This is a genomic window from Nitrospira sp. (genome assembly GCA_029194675.1).
GTDB lineage: Bacteria > Nitrospirota > Nitrospiria > Nitrospirales > Nitrospiraceae > Nitrospira_D.
In genome coordinates, this window is record JARFXP010000003.1 from 614,917 (window position 1) to 635,988 (window position 21,072).

A 21,072-nucleotide genomic window follows, 5' to 3' on the forward strand; every position below is an offset into this window, starting at 1 on the left:
TTGCGGGGTACCTACAACTACTGCTGTCGGTGCACTGATAGCGGCTAGGCGGCGCGTACCAGAAGCCGATCTTCTGCCAATTCCGCATATTCTCCCATATCGCTTTCCTGGCCGTTTCTTAGGGACGATAGGTGTGCCGGGCTGGGGACCGGATTCGTTGTTGTGAGCCAATCGAGCATGCTGGGACGACACGCTGAAGCTTGCAAGCGAAATTCGTCCAGATCGAGTAACCCTCCGATAGAAAGAACCTCGGCCGGTGGTAATGCTACCGGTTCCCCTATGGCCCGGCATGGCCATCCCATGCGCTGGACCACCCGCAAGAGCCTGTGTTCCACCACCATATAGGTGTAGCGGACATCATGAAGCAGGCACCATTGATACATGCCCTTGAAGATTGTTTTCATCAACCTTGCCGAAAGGCCACGATCCGCGATCGCTGGATCAACGGCCAGTCGGGTAATTTCCGCCGTATCAGTTTCCTTCCGAACACGGTGGCTACCCACAAGACAGGCGCTGAATTCACTCTCCAACATGAACGGGACAGGTGCATGGGTCATGCGGACCAATCCCAGCAATCTGGTTTCGTCTGCAAATACTCCGATTGAAGTACTCCACGTATCGTACACATCGGCTTCGAGTCGGTCTGGCTGTTCAGGTACCCACTTCAGCCGTTCAGCGAATACGCGATGCCGCAACTGATAGGCCTGGGTCATCTCCTCCTTTGTTTCGAGCGTCTTGACGAAAAACTCTCCTTCGCAGAACGCAATTCCTCTTTCCTCTCCGATTGCCGTGGCTTGCATGTGGAGCCTCCTTTTAGGTTAGGGCCCGATATAGACCCCAATTTATTTGCGGACATAGGGTCATTCGGGATTGGTTGGCCAGATGGGTCCGGATAGTTTCATCTCAGTAGAAATACGTCACCTGGCGTGTCAGCCAGGTGTTTTACTAGTCTATTTAGCCTACAAGTACTGACCATTCGGACCTGAATCTGTCGATTTTTAGATAAGAACGTGAAAGGGGAACGCTGGAGTACCAGAATGATGTGGGTATCGCACTCTTATATGACTAGGCTTTCATTTGTTGAGGCACCAGGTGTTTTACTTGTCGCTTTGGCGTAAGTACCGTCCATTCAATTTCGAACGAGTGGGTCTATTTGAAGAAACACAGAGGAAGTGAAAGGCAGGTGGTGGCATGATAGCTGACAAGATCATTGTTCAATTGCTGGACGGTCACCTTCGATCCACCTCAGCACTTTCTGTCTCACGGTCTGTTCCACCTCTAAAGGAATCTTTGGGTCTGCGCCGGTTGGAGTCATGTACCGATGAGTTATCGACCGCCGCCAGGCACCCCCTGGCGGATCCGCCAGGTGATTTCCGGTCCGAGATGCACTAAATATCCAACCTGCATCTGGGTGGTTTAGCTTGGTAAGGCTCGAATATGAAGATGAAGATCAGGAACAAAGGAGGGAAGCATGAGAGAAGGTAGGACACGATTTCAATTGTTGCACGGTAAACTTCGATCGAGCTCGGCAGGTTCAGCTGCCCCGTCGGTCCGATCGTCGGAAGCATCGCTGGACCTGCACCAGTTAAAGCCTTGTGCAGGCGAGTTGACGACCGCGATACAAGCGACTGAAAGCCGCTTGAACACGCTCCTGGAAGATCGCACCCGTATCGGGCGAGATCTCCATGACTGCGTGCTGCAGTCGTTGTATGCCATCGGCTTGAACATTGGAGCGGATCAGCGGGCCCGGAGAAATCAAGCGGCGGAAGCAACAGAGGCCGACGACCAGGTAATCCTGCAGCTCAATCAACTGATTCATGAGGTCCGTGGGATGATTCGAGAGTTGGAATCGGGAAGTGTCCAGGCGTTTGACTTGTCGTCAGAGCTCGTCGCTTTGTGCGCGACCTATGAGCAAACAGGACGACTACACATACAGCTGGATCTCCAACGCAGCGCTATTGATGTTCTCACGAATGAGGAAGAGCGAGAGATTCTGAATATCGTGCGGGAAGCCCTCAGTAACAGCGTCCGCCATGCCCACGCGACCGAGATCGTCGTCTCGCTTCGCATGCGAGGAGCCAGAATTCGGGTGAGTATCCTTGACGACGGCATTGGATTTTCGACGGCGGATGGACAGCCACGAGGATATGGGCTGGCCAATATGGAGGCTCGAGCGAAACGACTCGGTGGGACGTTGAAGCTCCAGTCCAGGGCCGGAGAGGGTACGCAAGTCATCGCAGAGTTTTCTTTGGAACCCCTTCTAGTGTCCGTATGAGGTGTCCGTATGAAACAGTCACAGACCAGCATCGTTCTCATTGACGACCATGAGATGGTCCGTAGAGGGCTACGGGCCCTGCTTCATCTCGAACCGGATATGGCGATCGTCGGAGAAGCCGCAACCGTGGCGGCAGGTGTGGCGCTCGTTGAACGTCTGACCCCCCACATGGTGCTACTCGACGTGAAGCTTCCTGACGCTTCGGTTACCGAGGCCTGCCGACGGCTTCTGGCCGTTGTACCCAAACTTCGGATTCTCGTCCTCACCAGTTACGCTGAAGATTCCACAGTGATGGCAGCAGTCCAGAATGGTGCCCACGGATACGTCCTCAAGGATGTCCGAATGGATGACCTGATTCGTGCCATTCGTACCGTCGCGGGCGGCCATGGTTATCTCGACCCGCGAGTCACCCAGCAGGCTCTGCACTGGATTCGGACCAGTTCACACCTTGGAGAGGCCTCCAATGGGACTTCCCGACTGTCTCCACAAGAGCGCTTGATCCTGCCCCTTCTGGCTGAAGGAAAAACAAATAAGGAGATCGCCGTCCATCTTCGCTTGAGCGACAAAACCGTGAAAAACTACCTGGCCAATATCTTTGATAAACTTCATGTTAAGCGCCGTACGGAAGCCGTCGCCTGGTTCATGAAAGAGGCCCATGTGCCAGGTGCTGCGCGAGGTCAAACCTTTTAGCGCTTCTGTAACCTGTTCGTGCCCTTGGTGCGTCCGCCTTCCTAACACCTCCTGACTGCGACGCCCCCCTCTGGCATCGGTAGACCCGCTGGTTCTATACTACCCCTCCAAGATAGACTCACCTGTGACGGGAAGCGGACTAACCCTTATAGCTTCCCCATGTGTAACGCCTAGACCCTTCTCTATGACTGTGCCGCTGGATACCGACAGCTCAATGTCAACCGAACTTGCTGATCTCCGCCGCCAGGTTTTCGAATTGCAACAGACGTTGGCTGACGCCGAACGCAACCGTGTCCCAGAACACATCTCGGCATGCAAAGCGTTGGAACGGGCCGTCGGCGAACTCAAGCAGGAAATCGAACGGAGGCAAGAAGCTGAATCAGCGCTCAGGACAAGCGAGCAGCAATACCGGTTGCTCTATGAACAGAACCCTTTCATGTGTTTTACCCTCACAACCGACGGCACCGTACTATCCGTAAACCGCCTGGGAGCTGATCGTCTTGGATACCTGAAGGAAGATCTGATCGGCCAATCTATCGTGAAACTGTTTGATTCACATGACCAACAAACCGTGCTGGCACACCTGCGGGACTGTGCCGACAGTCCCTACCAGCTCTTTCAATGGGAAGGTCCAAAGCTCCGGAAGGACGGAGTCAGACTGTGGGTCAGAGAACGAGCGCGGGCAATTCATGACCAGACAGGCCACATCCTCGTTCTGGTGGTCTGCGAAGACATCACGGAGCGCAGGGTGATGGAAGGTCAGCTCAAACAAAACTCAAGGCTGCTCCGTACCCTCGTCAGAGAATCAGCGCTTCCGCTCGTCAGCCTCGATCAAAACGCGCGCGTGACCAGCTGGAATCAAGCCGCGACACGCCTGTTCGGTTGGTCGGAAGAGGAAGTGTTGGGGTGCGAACTCCCCTATATCCAGCCTGGCGAAGAGGCAGCCGCCGATACACTGTGGCAAGTAGGCACGCGAGGGCAGCTGGCAGGCCCGATCGAGCTGAAACGCCAACGCAAAGACGGTGTCATGCTCGACCTCCTCCTCTGGCCCGTTTTTATCTACGATGAGTTCAAACAGGTCTCGGGCGCCGTCGGCATCTATGTGGACCGGTCGGACCTGAAGCGGGCCGAGGAAGCCAAGATCAAGAGCGAAGCCCGACTCCGCTCATTTCTGGACGCCTTGGACGACCTCGCCTTTGAATTCGATGAGAACGGACGATATCTCAATGTGTGGACGCGCAATGATGACAAACTGCTGTTGCCGAAGCAGGATTTGGTCGGCAAGCGATTGACCGACATCTTTGGACCAGAGACTGGTTCCCACTATCTTGAAACGATTCGTCGCGTCATTACGACAGGCGAACCCGAGACCGTTGACTATACCTTGTCGATGGGTGGGGAGTTACGGTATTTTTCAGGGATTCTGACGCTTATTCCGGGGAGTGGGGCCGATCGCGCCACGGTCGGGTGCATCGTGCGCGACATCTCCGGTCGCAAACGTTCTTACTCGCTCCTTCAAGCCGCCATTAATTCGGTCGCGGACGGCCTGCTCGTCATAGACCGACAGGGCAAGGTGACCAGCGCCAACCAACGCTTTCTACAGTTGTGGCATATTCCGCAGTCCCTGGCCGACTGCCGAGACGATGAGGCGTTGCTGGCGTTTGTCTTGGACCAACTACAAGATCCCGATGCTTTTCTGCACAAGGTTCGAGAGCTGTACGAGAATCCCAATCAAGAGAGCTTCGATGTCCTTCACTTCAAGGACGGACGGGTCTTCGAGCGCTATTCTCGGCCACAGATTCTCGATGGTGAAATCGTCGGCCGCGTCTGGAGTTTTCGAGACATCACCGAGCAAAGACGCACTGAAGAAGCCTTGCGTGCAAGCGAGCGTCGGCTTCAGCGCTTCGTGGCCGAAGCCCCGGTCGGGCTCAATATCCTCGACGAAAACTGGCGAATGGTCACCGTCAACAAAGCCTTTTGTGAGCTGACGGGATATGAAGAACATGAACTTATCGGCAGTACCTATGCACTGTATACACACCCGGAAGATCTTTCCGCCAACATCGTGCTGACGGACGAATTTTTCCGCGGGATTCGATCGGAATATACCTACGAAAAGCGATACATTCGTAAGTCCGGTGAAATCATTTGGGTCTCAGTCAAAGCGACTCGGGTTGAGTTATCAGGCCATGCCGGGCCGCTCCTTCTTGCCGCGGTTCAGGACATTACTGAGCGCAAACTGGCAATGGAGGAACGTGAGCGCTTGAGCCGAGACCTGCACGACAATATTTTACAAGCCCTCTACGCGGTCGGTATGCAGCTGGAAGCCGGCAAGTTGTCGCTGGGCAAATCATCCCGGCGGTCCAAAATCCACATGACTCAAGCCGTTGACCAACTGAATAACCTCATGCTCGATGTTCGCCGGTTCATTGCCTTGCTGACGCACAGCACCACCAGGGAGCCGGATTTTCGGCAGGCTCTCCGGCAGCTCATCGTTTCGATGACCGGCGCCGGCCAATCCGCACCTGAACTGGACGTCACAAACCCGGTCCTGTCCTTCATCACCCCCAAGCTGGGAGAGCAGTTACTCAACATCGTACGAGAAGCTCTTAGCAACAGCACTCGTCATGCTCGCGCGTCCCGTCGGTGGGTTCAACTCAGTCTGGCGGATAACACGATCCATTTGATCGTCGGCGACAATGGGGTCGGATTTTCCTCCAAGCGCAAACGTCGAGGCGGTAATGGATTAGGCAACATGGCTGCTCGAGCCAAGCAAATCTCCGCCGTCTTTACGCTGGAAAGCGCGCCGGGGAAGGGAACCACGGTCCTGGTCGATGTTCCGCTGAAGAAGGGACATCTGTATGAATAAGCCCAGACCCATTCGGCTCGTCCTTGTGGACGATCATGAGGTTGTGCGTATCGGACTCTGTGCGGTCCTCAATTTGACGACCGGGATGAAGGTTGTGGGTCAAGGTGGGCGGATGGAAGAGGCGAAACAACTCTGTTATCGCCTTAAACCGGATCTCGTATTGCTCGATATCCGACTGCCCGACGGCAGTGGGGTAGATGCCGCGCGCGAGATTCTCGCGAGGCGTCCCAAAACTCGCATATTGTTTTTGACGAGCTTTGCCGATGATCATACTGTGATCGAGGCCGTTCTTTCCGGCGCTCAGGGCTACATTCTGAAGGACATTGCGTCCGATGCTCTGATCCGTGCCATTCGGACTGTAGCCTCTGGTCAAGCTCTCATCGACCCTCGCTTGACGAAACATACACTGGAACGGCTGAGTAATGTGTGTAGTGAGCCGGGGCAATCAAAACGCTCTCTTCTTACTCCACAGGAGCAACGTCTTCTGCCGTTGGTGGCCAAGGGCCTGACGAACAAAGAGATCGCCCATGATCTGCGGTTAAGCGCAAAGACCGTTAAGAACTATCTTGCGAATGTCTATTCAAAACTGAATATCGGACGCCGATCCCAGATTGCGGCCATCTATGCCGGAAGCTTTAAGGGCTCAGGGTCACTTTACCCATCGAGACTCGCTGAACCGATCAAGCCTGACCGCGAGAGGACGACTCCCCATCTCAACTCTTGTTGATGCTCACCGGTTACCGCGAGGAAAGGCGCAGCCCGATCGCAGATCAAATCCCCATCCGTCCAGATGGCGATCTCTCTCTACGCCACTCACGGAACCCGGAAACGCGGCGATGCATTGAATTGACAGCGTTGAACTCGCTGACTAGGATACGCCTCGCCGTCGATTCGTCATTGACGGCATGTCATCGTTGTACTGTGAGGAGGTGTTCATGTCCGATTCGCATTCGCTCGAATCCCGAGAGGCCCACAGATCACCGAAGCCCCATCACTCGGCCAGCAATCAAGTCGAAGCGGTTTTTGAGACGATCGTCTTTGCCAGTCGATGGATTCAAGCTCCGCTCTATGCCGGACTCATCGTGGCGGAGCTACTCTACGCCTACAAATTTCTCATCGAGCTCTGGCACATGGTGGCGCATGTCCACCAGATGGAGGAGACGGTGTTCATGCTGGGAGTCCTGGGACTCATCGACGTCACGATGGTCGCCAATCTGCTGACCATGGTCGTTATCGGCGGGTACGCGACGTTTGTCAGCAAGCTGGACTTGGAGCAACACCCGGACCGGCCTGATTGGCTCACCCACGTCGACCCCGGGACGATCAAGATCAAACTCGCGGCCTCGCTGATAGGGATCTCCAGCATCCATCTTCTTAAAGCTTTCGTCGACGTGGCAAACGAGAACCCTGAGCATATCAAGTGGAAGATCTTTATTCACATGACCTTCTTAGCTTCTGCCATCTTACTGGCCTGGACCGACAAGATCATGCAGAAGGACAAAAAACATTGAAGCACTCTACACGGATATCTCCTCGCGCATCGAGTGCTGATGTTGCTGTGCCTTCATGTACAGCGTAGCCGCTTGGGTGCGGCGCTCGATCTCCAACTTGGCAAACATGTTTCCGATGTAGTTTTTCACGGTCTTATCCGACAGCACCAGTTTGGCGGCGATCTCTTTATTGGTGTTTCCCTCCGCAATCAGCGCGATGATGCGCCGTTCTTGCGGTGACAGGATATGCAACGAGGACCGGGCGCACCTCGTATCCTGCTGCCGTCTCAAGAGGTGGAAGGTCTGATCGGCTTCATCCGAACTGAGATAGGAGCCGCCCTTGGCGACCGTACGAATCGCTTCAACCAGCTCGATCCGTCCGGTGCTCTTACGCAGAAACCCTTGTGCACCAGCCTCGATTGCCTTGCGGAATGCCTCGGCGTCACCGTCCCTCATCAAACTGATGATCCGAAGTGATGGAAGGTATTTAAGGAGGGTCTTGTAGAACTCGGACTCCGAACTGCCTGAGAGACCGGATTCCAGCAAGACCACATCCGGCCTGGTTCGTCGCGATCCGGAAAACACGTCCTCCGCATTGTCGGCCTCACCGACTACGGTGAGGTCTCGTTCCCCTTCCAACAGCGCCCGCACCCCGGCTCTGACGACTTCGAAGCCATCGGCGATGAAAACACGGATCGGGCGCGAGGGAGAAGTGGTGATGCTTGAGGGGCCAGGGAGAATCCACTTCTTGTTCTGTCGCTCTCGTCTGTGGTTCTGCGTCTTCTGTCGCATCGAAACAACCTCCTATGTGACGAGCCGCCACGCGGACTCGATTCTGTCTTGAGGCTATCAGGAAACAGTGCGCGTAAATATCAGCTCGAATCGGAATTGGATATCGTGTTTTGTCCTACATGGAACCATGGAAGTAACCGATTCGCTGTCACACAAGCCGATGAACGACGGCGTAGCGGATGAGCTCGGCGGTCGTCCCGAGGCGCAGCTTTTCGAGTAACTTGGTCCGATAGGTGCTCACGGTCTTGACACTCAGCTTCAATCGTTTCGCGATCAGTGAGACCGTCAAGCCCCTGGCGAACAGAGATAAGACTTCCATCTCACGAACAGAAAGGGCTTCGTCAGGCCATGTCGCACCAAGTCCCGTCGAACGACGGTCGATCATTTCACGGAGCGGTTGCCTCACTACCTGGCGTCCGGACAGAATGGTCCCTATCGCATCGGACAGTTCCCCCGAGGTCGCTCCTTTGGTGAGATAACCGGAAGCCCCGTGGGCCATCGCGAGACGCGCATACTGGGCATTGTCATGCATAGTCAGCACCAGACACCTGAGGGGAGGGCGTACCTGTTTCATTCGCCTCAGCACCGCCAAGCCACTGATATCCGGAAGACTGATCTCCAGAATCGCAAGCTCTACGGGCTCCGCCAGCACGATCCGAATAGCGTCCTCCCCGGTAGACGCTTCCCACAGCACCGACGAAGGGAAGTGGCTCTCTATGACGTCCTTGACGGCCTGGCGAAAAAGTGGATGATCGTCGACGAGTAGCACAAGCATAGGCAGCCATGAGCCTCTTACGCAAAACCATACTGGTACAAGCAAACGAGATCTAGCAGACAGGAACTGACCTGGATGTCCGTCGCCGTCCTACAGGCACGGCAGCTCTAGCCATGACCAGCACCGCATTGCTGGACTATGAATCGATCTGCGTGGGTCTTTCGCAAGCGGTGGGTAATCGAACAGGGAGGGAATTACTGGAGAGTTCAGGTTGCCAGGTGGTGTTCGATCGCGTACCTGATGAGGTCTGCTGTAGTGGCCAGGTTGAGTTTTTCCAACAACCTCCCACGATAGGTGCTGACAGTCTTCACGCTCAAGGCCAATTCATCGGCAATGGCCGAGACGGCTTTGCCCTGTCCCAGAAGCCGAAGGACTTGCATCTCCCGGTCGGACAGTCGTGCATGCAGCGTCTCTGGTTGCCCGCGATCCAACAAATCAGCCAGCTGGTTGGCCAGCGAGGGAGTGATGTACCGTCGTCCGGCGACAACTTCTTCAACCGCTTTCACGAGTTCAGAGGGCGATCGATCCTTCGTGAGATAGCCCGCCGCACCAGCCTTGATCGCGCGCAGGGCGAACTCTCGTTCAGGATACAGACTCAACATAATCACTCGGAGGGAAGGGCGTAGGAGTTTGACCTCCTTCAGGACCTCGATGCCATGTTTGTCGGGAAGCGCCACATCAAGGATCAGCAGATCCCACGATTCTCGGCGAACTGCTGTGAGCGCCTCCTCAGCAGAACCTGCTTCAACGACGGCATGACAAAGCCCCTTTCCAAGCAACAAGTCCTTGACTCCCTGGCGCATGAGCGGATGGTCGTCGACGACCAAACATTTATACTTATGCCTCATCGCGCCGGCTCTTCTTGCCTAGCTTCGCCGGCAGTGGCGGGGGCATACAGCGGCTGTCCAGCTTCTTCGAATCGATCGGAATGGACACCGTCACGCAGGAGCCCTTGCCCGGCGCGGACTGGATCTTGACCGTCCCCCCCAGCAATTCTGCCCGCTCCCGAATGCCCTGAAACCCGTGGCGCCCTTTGCGCAACGCCTTGTCGACCTGAAACCCTCGGCCGTCGTCCTGCACCGTGAGGTGCACCCATCCCTCGACAGAGCGGAGGGTGACAGTCGCGGACTTTGCGCTGGCGTGGCGAACGATGTTCATCAGCAACTCCTGGATCATGCGATACAGTGCGCCTTCGAGTTCCACGCTACCGATGGACGTGCGCATTTCGGGATCCGCAACGATTCGACAATTGAGCTTCGACTGTTGCCCCAGTTTGACCGCCATCGACTCGATCGCGGCGACAAGCCCCAACTCTTCCAACACCGCCGGCCGTAGACCTTCGATCATCTCCCGCAGCGATACGAACAATCGCTCCACCGTTGCCAGTGCCGACGTGGCGAGCTGACGCACGGACCCGGAAGGAGTAGTTTTCCCGGAACCGCTCTCAGCCAGACGGGTCAAATCGAACTGGAGCGCGCCGAGTGACTGACCGAACTCATCATGCAGTTCCCGTGACAGCCTGGTACGTTCCCGTTCTTGCGCGACCTGCACCTCGCGACTCATCGATCGAAGGGAGCGATAGGCGTCACTCAGGGCGTCGAAGGCCTGCCGCCTGTCCGTGATGTCGGTAATCGACCCCGCCATCCGGTAGGGACGGCCGTCATCATCCCACTGTGCTTGCCCTCGCGATCGGAACCAGCGGTACGATCCATCCTTGCATCGCAATCGAAACTCGAGATCATACGGAACCCGCCGTTCCAGATGAACGAGGAGGGCATCCTTCGCCCGTGATTCATCGTCAGGATGCAGCCGGCCAAAGAGAGACTGTAGGCGATTCGACACCTCTCCGTCTTCGAACCCGAGAAGGTGCTTCCAGCGTGGAGAGAGATAGGCTTCGTCGGTCGCCATGTTCCAATCCCAGAGACCGTCGTTCGCCCCCTGCGCCGCCAATGCGAACCGCGCCTCGCTCGCCCGCAGTGCCTCCGTCGCCATTCTGCGCTCCTCCACAGTGAAACTGAGCAGGACATGGTCGGCTGCCGCCGCCACAAACGAAGTTTCCTCTGCGGACCAGACCCGCTGCTCACCGACGTGTTCGCAGCACAACACTCCGACCAGGTTTCCGGCCCGTCTGATCGGTGCATCCAGCATCGACGCGATGCCGAGCGGCCGCAAATAGGGTTCGGCGAGTTCCTTCGTCACATCATCGCTGCTCGCGCTGGTCGCTTCCACGCTCAACCCTCGCTGAAGCGCCTCGAAATAGGCCGGATAGCGCGAGACCTCCAGTGCCGGTTCGGTCTCGTATGTCCCGAGGCTGCGTCGGTAGAGCTCGCGACAGACGAGCGCAGAACGGTCGCCGTTGAAGAGCCAGAGTCCGACTCGTTCGACCCCGATGGTCTCCGCCGTTATTCTGATGATGGTGCGCAGGTCCGGCGTCAGCTCTTCATACGTAAGCCGAGCGAACTTCAGCTGTCCTTCTTGAAGCCGGATAACCCGCTCAAGCCTGGCTCGCTCGCGTGCTTCCGCAAGCCTCCGTTCCGTAATATCGTAGGCCGAACCGATTCTTGCAGGCTGGCCGTCGATCAGGATCGTCGCCGCGCTGAAATCCAGCCACCGAGTTTCGCCGTCTTTGCGAAGGATCGGGATTTCCAGACGTGAGGGATCCTGGTCGCCCCGTTCGATAGCCGTCAGTCGTGATCTGGCCCAGTCCCGAAACTCCGGGTGAATGATGTGCCATAACGATATCGTCAACAACTCCTCAAGGGTATATCGGGAAATCGCAAGGGCCGCGGGATTGGCATAGAGAAACCTGTCATGTTGATACACAAAGATGGCTGTCGTCGTCGCCTCGCTCAAAGCGCGGAACCTTAGCTCGCTGGCCCGTAACGCCTCCTCGATCTGCTTGCGTTCGGTGATATCTTTGAGGATCGCGAGATAGACGGTCGGCGATTGTCCGATGTCACAGGGAGAAGATAGCCACAGCGCCACCCATATAATGGAGCCGTCAGACTTGAAGCACCGGTGTTCCAGAGACACTGTTGGAGTCCGCCCGGTTTTCAGTGTCTCGATCTGATGGAGGATCGTCGGCACATCGTGAGGGTGGATGATGGCATGGAGAGGGGTCGCAATCAGATCTGCCTGTGGCAACCCTGTAATGTCTTCGCACCGTCGGTTGGCTGCGACAATCCGACCCGTTGCTGTCTCGATGAGAGCAACCGCGACAGCAGATTGTTCGAGGAGGGCGTTGAATAGTTGTTCCGGCCTCGCGGACATAACAACGGCGGCGGCATGGTGGGAAGTCGGGTCTTCCCTCTTCGAGGGTTGGGTCATGGCCGTCTCCCTAGCAGCATGGCAGAAACACGAACAGCACGTGACCGAGCCGGGCCATTTTACGCCCAACGTCCCAAGAAACACGAGTGGCTCTTAGAAGAAATTGCCCTAAGGCCTAGGACCAGGCTGATGAGAGGACCCCCTCGGCATCCCGCCAGTGCGGGGTCCAGGCGAGGGTCACCAGCTTCACGGCAATGTTGGCTTTGGTGGGTTTGATGGATATCGTTTCGAGCTTCTCATTCAGTGGATCGGTTGCAGCGGCCAGCATATCGCTTTCAGCCTTGAATTGTGCTTCGAGATCGCCCAACTGTTTTTGTAACGCTGCCACATTTTCTTCGGCTACCCCGACATCCTGAGACTCTTTCATGACTCGGCCGGCACTCCGGATCGCGGTCGTGGCCCGACCGATGTTCGCGGCGCTGATCGTCTTTCGTCCAAGAAACGCCCCGAGAATGGAGGCTCCGACAGAAATCGCCGCCTGCACTTGGCTGGAACGAGATTCGGTCTGCTGTTTTTCTTTCGCCAGTTCCGCCCGTCTAATACGCTCTTGAAGTGTGGCAATCTTCGACGCATACTTCTGGCGAAGCGTCCCGGCGCTCTCATCGCGTTGTTCTCGCCCGGTTTGCTGCAACCGGACGCGGAAATCTCGCTCGGATTCTCCAGGTTTTGATACTTCCTTGGTGCTGGGACTCCTGAACAACTCCACCTTTTGTGTACGGAAGAGCCAGCCGCCAAAGTCCTTGTTCCAATCGGCGTAGCTCTTGGCCTTGCCGGCACTCGCCGCCAACGCTAGAAACCGTGCTCCCGCTTCCGGATCTCGTTCAAGATCAGCCACCGCCAATTCAGCCGCTGTCGCCTTGTCCCAATCGACCGCTACAGGACCGTCCACTAGAGGAGCCAATACGACCACATTCTGTGTATTGTCGGTTGCGCTTTTCGAATCGACGAAGCGAATCTGTGAGGAACCCAAGAGCATTGGGGTATAGACCAATTCACTTCCCTCCGGCTTGCTACCGCGCAACGGCACGAAGTGCTGCGGAACATCCGGAGGCAACATGGGACGGGATGTCAGTGCTGAGGACTCGCTCGCCTCGCTGAGCGGGCCCGCGTCGATGAGTCTGCGAGGCGTGCGAAGCGGGCTGAGTGCTGAGCGCGGAGTTTCTGCCGTTCCACGCTTCACGTCTAAGGTTTCACGTCTTCGTTGGTCCATCAACTGCTTGATCTGCATTCTGGTGAGCGGTCCGCGCAGATAGGAGAGACACCACCTCGTCTCAAATACGACAGGCTCATCTTCGTGCACATTGTTCATAAGAAAGATGCGATTGCCGAGGCCCGCCAGAGTTTGTTCCATGCGGCCTCGATCAAACTTCTTTCCGGCACTCGTCGAAGCCCCTTCCAATCCCTCAAGCACCCTCGCCTTGTCTCGCTCCGTCTGCAATCGTCCAATGAACCAGGTGCCGGTGTTAGCCAAGCCCTTGTAGTCGAGATCCACCGGGTTTTGCGTGGCAAGCACAACTCCGAGTCCGAACGCGCGCGCTTGTTTGAGCAAGGTCATCAAAGGGAGCTTCGAAGGAGGATTGGCTACCGGTGGGAAGTAGCCGAAGATCTCGTCCATGTAGAGCAATGCTCGCAGGCTCGTCGTACCAGATTGCGTCCTCATCCAACCGACCATTTGACTCAAGAGCAGCGTGACAAAGAACATGCGCTCGGTATCGCTAAGATGCGCGATGGAAAAGATCGCCAGACGTGGCTTGCCTGCCGGCGTATAGAGCAAAGATTGAATATCGAGGGCTTCTCCTTCCATCCAGGCCTGAAATCCTGGAGCAGCCAACAGATTGTTCAGCTTCATCGCGAGCGCGAATCGGTCTTTCGAGGGGAAGAAGGACTCCACATCCATCACACCGATCTTCGATACCGGCGGTGATTGGATGGCCTGAATCAGTGTGGCAAGGTCGAGATCTTCTTCCCTCTTCCACGTCCGATCGAGAATTGTGGACAAGAGGATGTGCTCACGGCTCTGGATCGGATCGGCCTCGATGCCAAGCAGGCCGAGCAAACTCGTGACGGTCGTACTGATACGCTCCCGCAGCAGCTCCGCATCTTCACGCACATCGGCAGCCGGCGCGGCGAACGATTTAAGGATGGAAACCGGCAACCCGGCGTTGCTTCCCGGCGTGTAAATCGCAACATCCGCTGCATCTCGAAGCCGTTGAATCCGTGCCCCATCCTGTTGCCAACTTGCCAAACCTTTCGTCCAGAGTTCGGCCTGCCCCCTAGCATAATCTGCTGACGACAAGCCTTTCTTGCGCGCATCGTCCTCGTTGATCCAGGGTTGAAAGTCTTCACCCTTGAGCGATGGAAACGTCAGCATCAAATTGCCGAGGTCGCCCTTCGGATCGATGATGATGGCGGGAATGTTGTCGATAGCGGCTTCTTCGAGCAGCGCGAGGCACAGGCCTGTCTTGCCGCTGCCGGTCATCCCGACGCAGACCGCGTGCGTCACCAGATCTTTCGAGTCATACAGCAGCCATCCAGGTTTGGCCTGCTTGGTGGCCAGATCATACGGCCGTCCCATATAAAAGACGCCGAGCTTTTCGAAATCTTCCGCTGTGGACGAGGCAGGCGAGGGTGACGGAGTGGATTTCTTCGAGACGCTCTGGGCCTTTGCAGTGGAATCGGTCTTCCTCGCTTTCGGCATGCCACAGTCTCCCTTCGCTCGATGGTCGGGATGAATTGCGCGATATTGTAGAGGTCTAAAAGACGAGCTGCAAGCTGGCGTGGAACACCGTAGCCGACAGTCAACGGATAGGAGCCATGTTGGAACTTGCGTACGCGCTGGTGTGGACGGGACTCAGAGGTCAAGCACATTGCGGCATCCGCATTGAGCTGTATGCCTGCAAGATGCGACCCCACGACCCCAATCTCGCATTTCAATCTTAGTTGGACGGGACGCCCTTTAACAAGAAAGGATCGTCATCGGTTACCCGCCAGAACTCTTCTTTCCAGAATGGGAAATTGCCGAAATCTCCATGCGTCTGTGGGCTTGTGTCTACGGTTCGGCTTCCTGAATTAAAAGCCTTCAGCGAAACCCTTGGCCGAATGCGACGGACATTATGCAGGTGAACGACACGAAGCAGATTTGGATATCAACCTGCTACGAGGTCCAGAGGAGAATCCGGACGAGCAAAAAACCCATCGAACCACACCAAGAGGGATCCGGGGAGCGACAATCCTAAAAATTGCTCAGCCGCTCACCACTGTATTCCGTAGCTCGTTCGATCGACCGACGCGCCATGTTCATTCCCCTATGAACGAAGATCAATATCCTTCGTTTATCCGTTCCAGGGCGAGTGGGTGTTGTGTTCCTTATCGACGTAAAAAGTTCGCAAAAAGTTCCGGTCGGATCTTCCGGCTTTTTGGGTTTGCACGTTGGTTGTGAGAGTCTGGAATATGGCCAAAACAGAAGGTGCCGGTGGGACTCCGGCTTTCCAACGTTCGCTCTCGGATCGATCAGCTCTCCATCTCCGTCGACCATCACAACATGTTCTTTGATGTTGAAGAGCAGCCCCCACTACGCTCTCTTGCCCGGCGTATGACAAGACGGAGAGGCTTCAAAATTCATATTTGGCTCGTTGAACTTAGTAGTCTGAGTAGAAATGCGACCTCATCCGCCTGTCGTGCCTCGCCATCCAGCGACGGCATGGGCTGCCGCAGTTACGGCATTGGCCAGTTCTAGCGCGTAATTGGGATCCGAAGGATTGAGCAGTGCAGTACGCGAGTTTATCCCAACAGCCTGAAGATCACCAGGATTGCCGGTCCCAGCAGCGGTGTTCAAGGCAAAGACATAACGGAAGATGTCCATCGCCATCAGTGGGAAAATGCCCGCCTGGATCTGCGGCAGGCCTCTGAACTCAAGGATCGGAAGATGGATGGCGCCCATCGTATCGGTGGTTACGCCATAGCTACCCAGGGATTCAATTTCGCTGGTATGGCGGAGCCGCTGCGATGGGAAGTTAACACGGGTCAGCTTATCGACGCCGCTCGCGATCCCCTCCAGCCAGTCACGCCGCCGCAGGTGGCCTGTCAGAGCTGCCCGTTGAGCTGAGGTTTTAGGTTCCGCAGAGGCTGGACCGTATTTAAGGTTGTCGTTATAGATTCCGCCCGAGAAAACGTCGCCATCGTCGTTAATATTTGCATTCACGCGCCGGGCGGCACGACAGACCATCAGCGCGAAGAGATCAGGATGTTTATCGGTCGTCACTCGCCCAACTGGCGGAATCTGCTGATAAACTGTGTCAAAGGCGGTTCTCATCATCAGACCACCAGCGATTGTCTTGCCGTAACCGGCAACTCCTTGCTCTCCTTGATCGAGATAGAGAATAAGATGGGCCATCAACGCCTCCATCTCGACCGACTGCTCGCTATGCGGAAGCGAGGCAACTATCTCCGCATGGGCCGCCGCGCGCGCAGCACCGACCCTGGCAAGCCCAGTCGTGGCGGCCGTTCCGCCGACGGAGGTACCAAAGCCACTGGGATCTAGCCCACCCCCGAAGAGTTCCTGAGCCGCAGTGGGTGCCGCCGCGCCCCCGCCCGGGTTAGTCGCGATGTCCTGAAACAGCGTACCGAGTGCGGCCAGACTGAGCCCTACGGTCGCTTGAGGCTTGCCGGCGAGCAAGCCTCCATTGAATCGTAGATAGCGGTTAGCCGTTGCACTCCCTCTCGGTAGCATGTCTGCGGGAATATCGGTATTGGGATGACTATGGATGTGGGTGATGAGGGCTGCGATGTCGGTTAGAGCCTGGGTGAGTTGCGTGAAGCCCGTAATACTCACAGGAAAGGCATCGGTCACAAACTCCAGATCTGAATAGCCAGAATAGGAGGTGTTGCCGTAGTTCGGATCTTGAGCGGTTTCCTCGTCCGCCTCGACATTGTAGCCCGTGCCGTTGACCAACACATCTTTCTTGGGAAGCTTGTCGCGGCGGGCACTGCGCCCAAAGCGGGGGGTGAGCTTAGTGGTAGAAACGGCACCAATCTCAAACTCGAAGCCTACGGCGCGCTGAACGGGGGCAGACGAAGGAGCATTGCAGCACTGAGCGGTGTTGATGGTGGAATTAATGGTGTCAGCCTTCATTGAATTTTCTTGCGCCATCCCAACCACTGCCGCCTTCGCCCCCATCACATCCGCCTCATGCTCCAGTCCCTGATCGTCGTTGGCCAGCACGCCGCCAGTCAGCTGCATCGTCGGCTGGACGCGGCCCTGCGTCTGCTGGACGACATGCCAGGCTTCATGAGGCAGATGCTGTTCCTGCCCTGGCGCTACATGAATATCTGTTCCTTGCGTATAGGCGAGCGCATTGAGTCCTGCCGGTTGGGAAGAGTTGTAGTGAACATTGACATTGTCCATCGACAGGCCGGACAGAGACTCGATACCGAATTTGAGGTGATCGGGGAGGCCGGTTCGGTTCGGGTGTCGAGCCGGTGGTGCAGCGGGAGCCCCCGGGTTCCTCTGGAGTGCGTCGTCTGGACGGTTGCGCTGGACCATGGGAACCTTCTCTTGGGGAAACTTCCCTTGGAGTCGTTCTTCTTCGTCCGATTCCTGCCGTTGCACTCGTGTGTCACCCGGCCGGCTGACCATGAGCTTGGTCTGGAACGTGCCTGATTGCAGGAGCCGATTCACGGCTTGATTTCCGATGGTACCTTGCAACTGGAGAATTGGGTGACGCGTGGCACCGGGTTGCGTCTCGGATAGCGCCGGTCCTGTCCCCCGTCGCGCTCGATCTGGCTCCACTGTGACGGCTTTATCTGCGAGGTGCTGCTTCATGGACCTGTTCCTCCTCGACAACGATGAGGATCGGTGTCAGGCATGGTAACGAAGGGTGCCTGATACTGCCTATCCTAGGACGAGACCACTGATTCTTCTCGTGGACGGTCACCGTTGCTTTCTTCCACAGATGACTCCTTCAGCACTTCCTCCAATACCTGAATAGCGCCGCTGATGCGCAGCAGAGTATCCCGCAGATACATCTGCTGTCGTTCTAACTCCTGAAGGCGTCCTTGACCCGCCTCCAGCTCCTTTTTTAAGGATGCGATGCGACTTTGTACAGCTTGTTGCATGGTGTTGACCCTTTCTCGAACCATCAGTGCCGTCGTTCGTCAGGATGTCGTCCTTACTGCAACATCACCAGCACGGCAATCTTGCCTTTTCCTTTTTTTAAGTTGCCCAATGACTTCCCCACGATAGCCCCCACGGCCTTGCTGGGATCGATAACTTTCTGCGCGTGTCCTTTCGTGTGGCTGGTCGTGAGCAGATCGCCGGCCTTGATCGGCGCAATATCGGCATCCACTTTACAGTGCGCAAAGGCTCCAAGCGTGACCATGAACCCCTTTTGTCCTGGATTGATCTTTGTGTGATCTATTTTGGCTAACTCTTCTATCGTGTGCGTTCTCTGCGGCGCACCCGCTGTCTTCTCTCCATTTTTCTTGGTTTTTGCTTTCTCTGATTGCTTTGCTGGGAGCCCCAGCTGATCGATGCCGACATGGGACACCACCCCACAGACCCGAGTATCATAACTTCGATCCGATACATCCACCTCAGGAAAAAGAGCCGGCCCTGAGGCAGAGGGCCACATCGGCTGCTTATCGGCAATCACAACGACATCCCCTGTTTCGAGAGTGTCTGAAATATTGTTGAGAAACTGTGCGATATCCATAGTCTGTCCCTCGTCCTACTCCGGCTGAAGCTCTTCGACTCCGTTCTTCTTCCTGTCTCGTTTCAACATTGCACACACCCTATGCAACATTTGTTTCCCATCAAAGAGATTCAAAAAGCTTCCGATAATGGTTCACATTTGCCCCTTGCTTGATTCGTCCATGCTCCAACACAGCGATTATTTGATGCAAGGAAGAGCACTATCCGGATGCCACGCTAGAAAGCGGTCCCCGACAAAATTACTCTATACGATGCACTTTGATTGTCCCTCCAATAGAAATAGAGCCCGCTTCCCCATGCGCCTCCAACAATGAGAGAGTTAGCAGGAAGTTGCGCAAGCAGTGCTTTTGCATCAGAATCACTCGCAAATGCGCCTTCAATCACAATAGGATTGGGAACACCCGGGTTACGAACAATATGAAGAGGCTTTTTCGGCGTCACTGCCCCGATGCCGACGTTGCCGTTGGCCGTATTCATACTTAACCCCCACCCGACACCGGTATTTCCCCATAAACCTACGTGATCATCATCGACCATCCCAATGAATGCACGGTCAGTGTTAGGAGCAGTTTGATACATCCAAATACCTGCTGTACCGCTCGGACCCTGCCTGACCCGCATTCTATCGGTTACATCGAAGCTGAATCCTGGAGTTGGCGTACCGATGCCGACCTTGCCGTCTTTGGTGATATTAAAGACATCGCCTCCTCCGGCCGTCCACAAACTCAATCGTCCTCCTGGACTATTGGTAATCTCCACTCGATTCCCCAACCCTTCATTCGTCGAAAGCCGTAAGTAGGCTTGCCCACCCGATGACTCAAACAAACCGACCGCGTCCGCTGCAACCACGTGAAACTTGTGGCTCGGGGTTGTCGTTCCGATGCCGACGTTGCCGGTCACCGTTGCATTTCCCGTGACGCTCAAACTGTTTGCCGCAAGGTTTACCGTCGGATCGATAGCGCTGCCGGCAATTTTTCGAACGGTGCTGTCGACACTGCCGATGGTTCCACCGCCGTCCAACTTCACCTTCGCGAGCACAATGACGGAGCCGTCATTCACCGGGACTGTTGTTCCTGCTTCCACCAGAGGACGTTCCGTCGTACGCGTATAGTTATCGATTCCGCCTACAGTGTAATGGTCACCTGCGTCGAAAACCTCTTCGTATTTGGCCGTGATATACACATCCGCATTCGATCCAAACGCTGTGAGGTCTTTCGATTGGGCATCCAAGAGCACAAGTTCCCGCCCGTCTTTATCAATCGCCATTCCTGAACTAATGCCGATGATCTTGTCGGCGGACTTTGTCACCTGAAGTCCTCCGTCTGCTATCCCCCAGGTGTGCAGCAACTGGTTATGCCGTCGCCGCATATTCATGTGATACCCCTGCTCATCCGTAAAATCCTTCTCGACAAGAAACTGCGAAGTGAAATAATTCAGCCGTTTAACATCCGCCATGGTCAATCCTCCCCTTGAGCTGTCCCTAACAGGGTATCGACGCCGACCGTAGAGTGCCGTCCAATTTGCATACTTGGGAACATCGGGATGAGTTCATAAAACGTGTGCGCCGGCTTCTCCAGATCGATCAGTGCACGGGCAATCTCCATTTGCCGCTCTTGTACCGTCGGCGCAACTCGCGGCAGCGAAATCTTGACTCGGAAAAAATGAGGCTTTTCACCGCCGAGATCCATATCCACGCCGATGGTCGATCGAACCCCGATTTGTACGCCCTCGTCCTCCTCTTCAACCACGGTCGGAATACTGACGGTAAAAATCGACAGGAGATCCTGTAAATTCTTCTTGGTTCCGCGCCACCGGTACAACTGCGCAATCTTTGCGACAAATTCGCGTTGCTCGGTCACACCGACATCGGCGCGTAGACTAAAGGCCGTCCAGCTTGCCAGCCATGACAAGAATTCTTCCGGTGTCTGATAGGGATCGAAATACTTCGTGACCCCTGCAATGTTTTCTTCTATCCCTTGATCTGGAAACGGAACCCCCGTTTCCGGAAACTCTACGCCGTCTTGCCGACCAAGCAGAATCTTCTCAAAGGCAAGCAACCATTGTCCGAGATACGGATCTTCCTGGTAGATCGCCGGCAGAGACTGCACGAGGCTGCTTGCCGATTGTGTGGTTTGCGTGGTCATG

16 protein-coding genes are annotated in these 21,072 nt (G+C 55.8%); 5 read left to right on the plus strand and 11 right to left on the minus strand.

Translation table 11 applies throughout. From position 1 onward, the window contains the following. Nucleotides 1-44 precede the first annotated feature (44 nt). Entirely contained in the window at nt 45-800 is a 756-nt protein-coding gene (locus tag P0120_17830) for a GNAT family N-acetyltransferase (protein ID MDF0676172.1), read from the minus strand. Between the two features lie 671 nt (nt 801-1,471). Here P0120_17830 and P0120_17835 point away from each other — a divergent pair. The 5 genes from P0120_17835 (at nt 1,472) to P0120_17855 (ending at nt 7,345) form a co-directional block, all read left to right on the plus strand. Next, on the plus strand, nt 1,472-2,275 hold the full coding sequence (locus P0120_17835; GenBank protein ID MDF0676173.1) for an ATP-binding protein: 804 nt from the start codon (nt 1,472-1,474) through the stop codon (nt 2,273-2,275). A gap of 9 nt (nt 2,276-2,284) precedes the next feature. Continuing rightward, a complete protein-coding gene (locus P0120_17840) occupies nt 2,285-2,965 on the plus strand; it encodes a response regulator transcription factor (GenBank protein ID MDF0676174.1) in 681 nt (226 codons plus the stop codon). A 214-nt stretch (nt 2,966-3,179) separates the two neighbouring features. Continuing rightward, on the plus strand, nt 3,180-5,834 hold the full coding sequence (locus tag P0120_17845) for a PAS domain S-box protein (protein MDF0676175.1): 2,655 nt from the start codon (nt 3,180-3,182) through the stop codon (nt 5,832-5,834). Then, nucleotides 5,827-6,561: a response regulator transcription factor gene (locus tag P0120_17850; GenBank protein ID MDF0676176.1), complete on the plus strand. Its 735-nt coding sequence runs from the start codon at nt 5,827-5,829 to the stop codon at nt 6,559-6,561. Before P0120_17845 ends, P0120_17850 begins: the two co-directional genes overlap by 8 nt. Before the next feature lie 208 nt (nt 6,562-6,769). Next, nucleotides 6,770-7,345 carry a TIGR00645 family protein gene (locus P0120_17855; GenBank protein MDF0676177.1) on the plus strand — a complete coding sequence of 192 codons (576 nt, stop codon included), beginning with the start codon at nt 6,770-6,772 and terminating at the stop codon, nt 7,343-7,345. Between the two features lie 6 nt (nt 7,346-7,351). On the opposite strand, the gene P0120_17860 is transcribed toward P0120_17855, so the two are convergent. The 10 genes from P0120_17860 to P0120_17905 all read right to left on the minus strand — a co-directional run bounded on the left by P0120_17860 (nt 7,352) and on the right by P0120_17905 (nt 21,071). Continuing rightward, nucleotides 7,352-8,116 carry a response regulator transcription factor gene (locus P0120_17860; GenBank protein ID MDF0676178.1) on the minus strand — a complete coding sequence of 255 codons (765 nt, stop codon included), beginning with the start codon at nt 8,114-8,116 and terminating at the stop codon, nt 7,352-7,354. A 148-nt stretch (nt 8,117-8,264) separates the two neighbouring features. Next, entirely contained in the window at nt 8,265-8,891 is a 627-nt protein-coding gene (locus tag P0120_17865; GenBank protein MDF0676179.1) for a response regulator transcription factor, read from the minus strand. 206 nt (nt 8,892-9,097) lie between these two features. Further along, nucleotides 9,098-9,739: a response regulator transcription factor gene (locus P0120_17870; GenBank protein MDF0676180.1), complete on the minus strand. Its 642-nt coding sequence runs from the start codon at nt 9,737-9,739 to the stop codon at nt 9,098-9,100. Beyond that, the gene (locus P0120_17875; GenBank protein MDF0676181.1) at nt 9,729-12,218 is read right to left on the minus strand and encodes a PAS domain S-box protein; all 2,490 of its coding nucleotides are present in this window, start codon (nt 12,216-12,218) and stop codon (nt 9,729-9,731) included. The genes P0120_17870 and P0120_17875 overlap by 11 nt, the downstream gene beginning before the upstream one ends. Nucleotides 12,219-12,333: 115 nt before the next feature. Then, nucleotides 12,334-14,916 (minus strand): ATP-binding protein, encoded by a 2,583-nt coding sequence (locus P0120_17880; protein ID MDF0676182.1) that lies wholly within the window; start codon nt 14,914-14,916, stop codon nt 12,334-12,336. 966 nt (nt 14,917-15,882) lie between these two features. Next, the gene (locus P0120_17885; GenBank protein MDF0676183.1) at nt 15,883-18,039 is read right to left on the minus strand and encodes a DUF4157 domain-containing protein; all 2,157 of its coding nucleotides are present in this window, start codon (nt 18,037-18,039) and stop codon (nt 15,883-15,885) included. A gap of 74 nt (nt 18,040-18,113) precedes the next feature. Beyond that, complete coding sequence (locus tag P0120_17890; GenBank protein ID MDF0676184.1) at nt 18,114-18,356, minus strand: hypothetical protein; 243 nt, start codon at nt 18,354-18,356, stop codon at nt 18,114-18,116. Nucleotides 18,357-18,385: 29 nt separating this feature from the next. Next, nucleotides 18,386-18,928, minus strand: coding sequence for a hypothetical protein (locus P0120_17895; GenBank protein MDF0676185.1), 543 nt, complete (start codon nt 18,926-18,928; stop codon nt 18,386-18,388). Nucleotides 18,929-19,143: 215 nt separating this feature from the next. After that, nucleotides 19,144-20,382 carry a hypothetical protein gene (locus P0120_17900; protein ID MDF0676186.1) on the minus strand — a complete coding sequence of 413 codons (1,239 nt, stop codon included), beginning with the start codon at nt 20,380-20,382 and terminating at the stop codon, nt 19,144-19,146. A gap of 2 nt (nt 20,383-20,384) precedes the next feature. Beyond that, on the minus strand, nt 20,385-21,071 hold the full coding sequence (locus tag P0120_17905) for a phage tail protein (GenBank protein MDF0676187.1): 687 nt from the start codon (nt 21,069-21,071) through the stop codon (nt 20,385-20,387). Nucleotide 21,072: the final 1 nt, after the last annotated feature.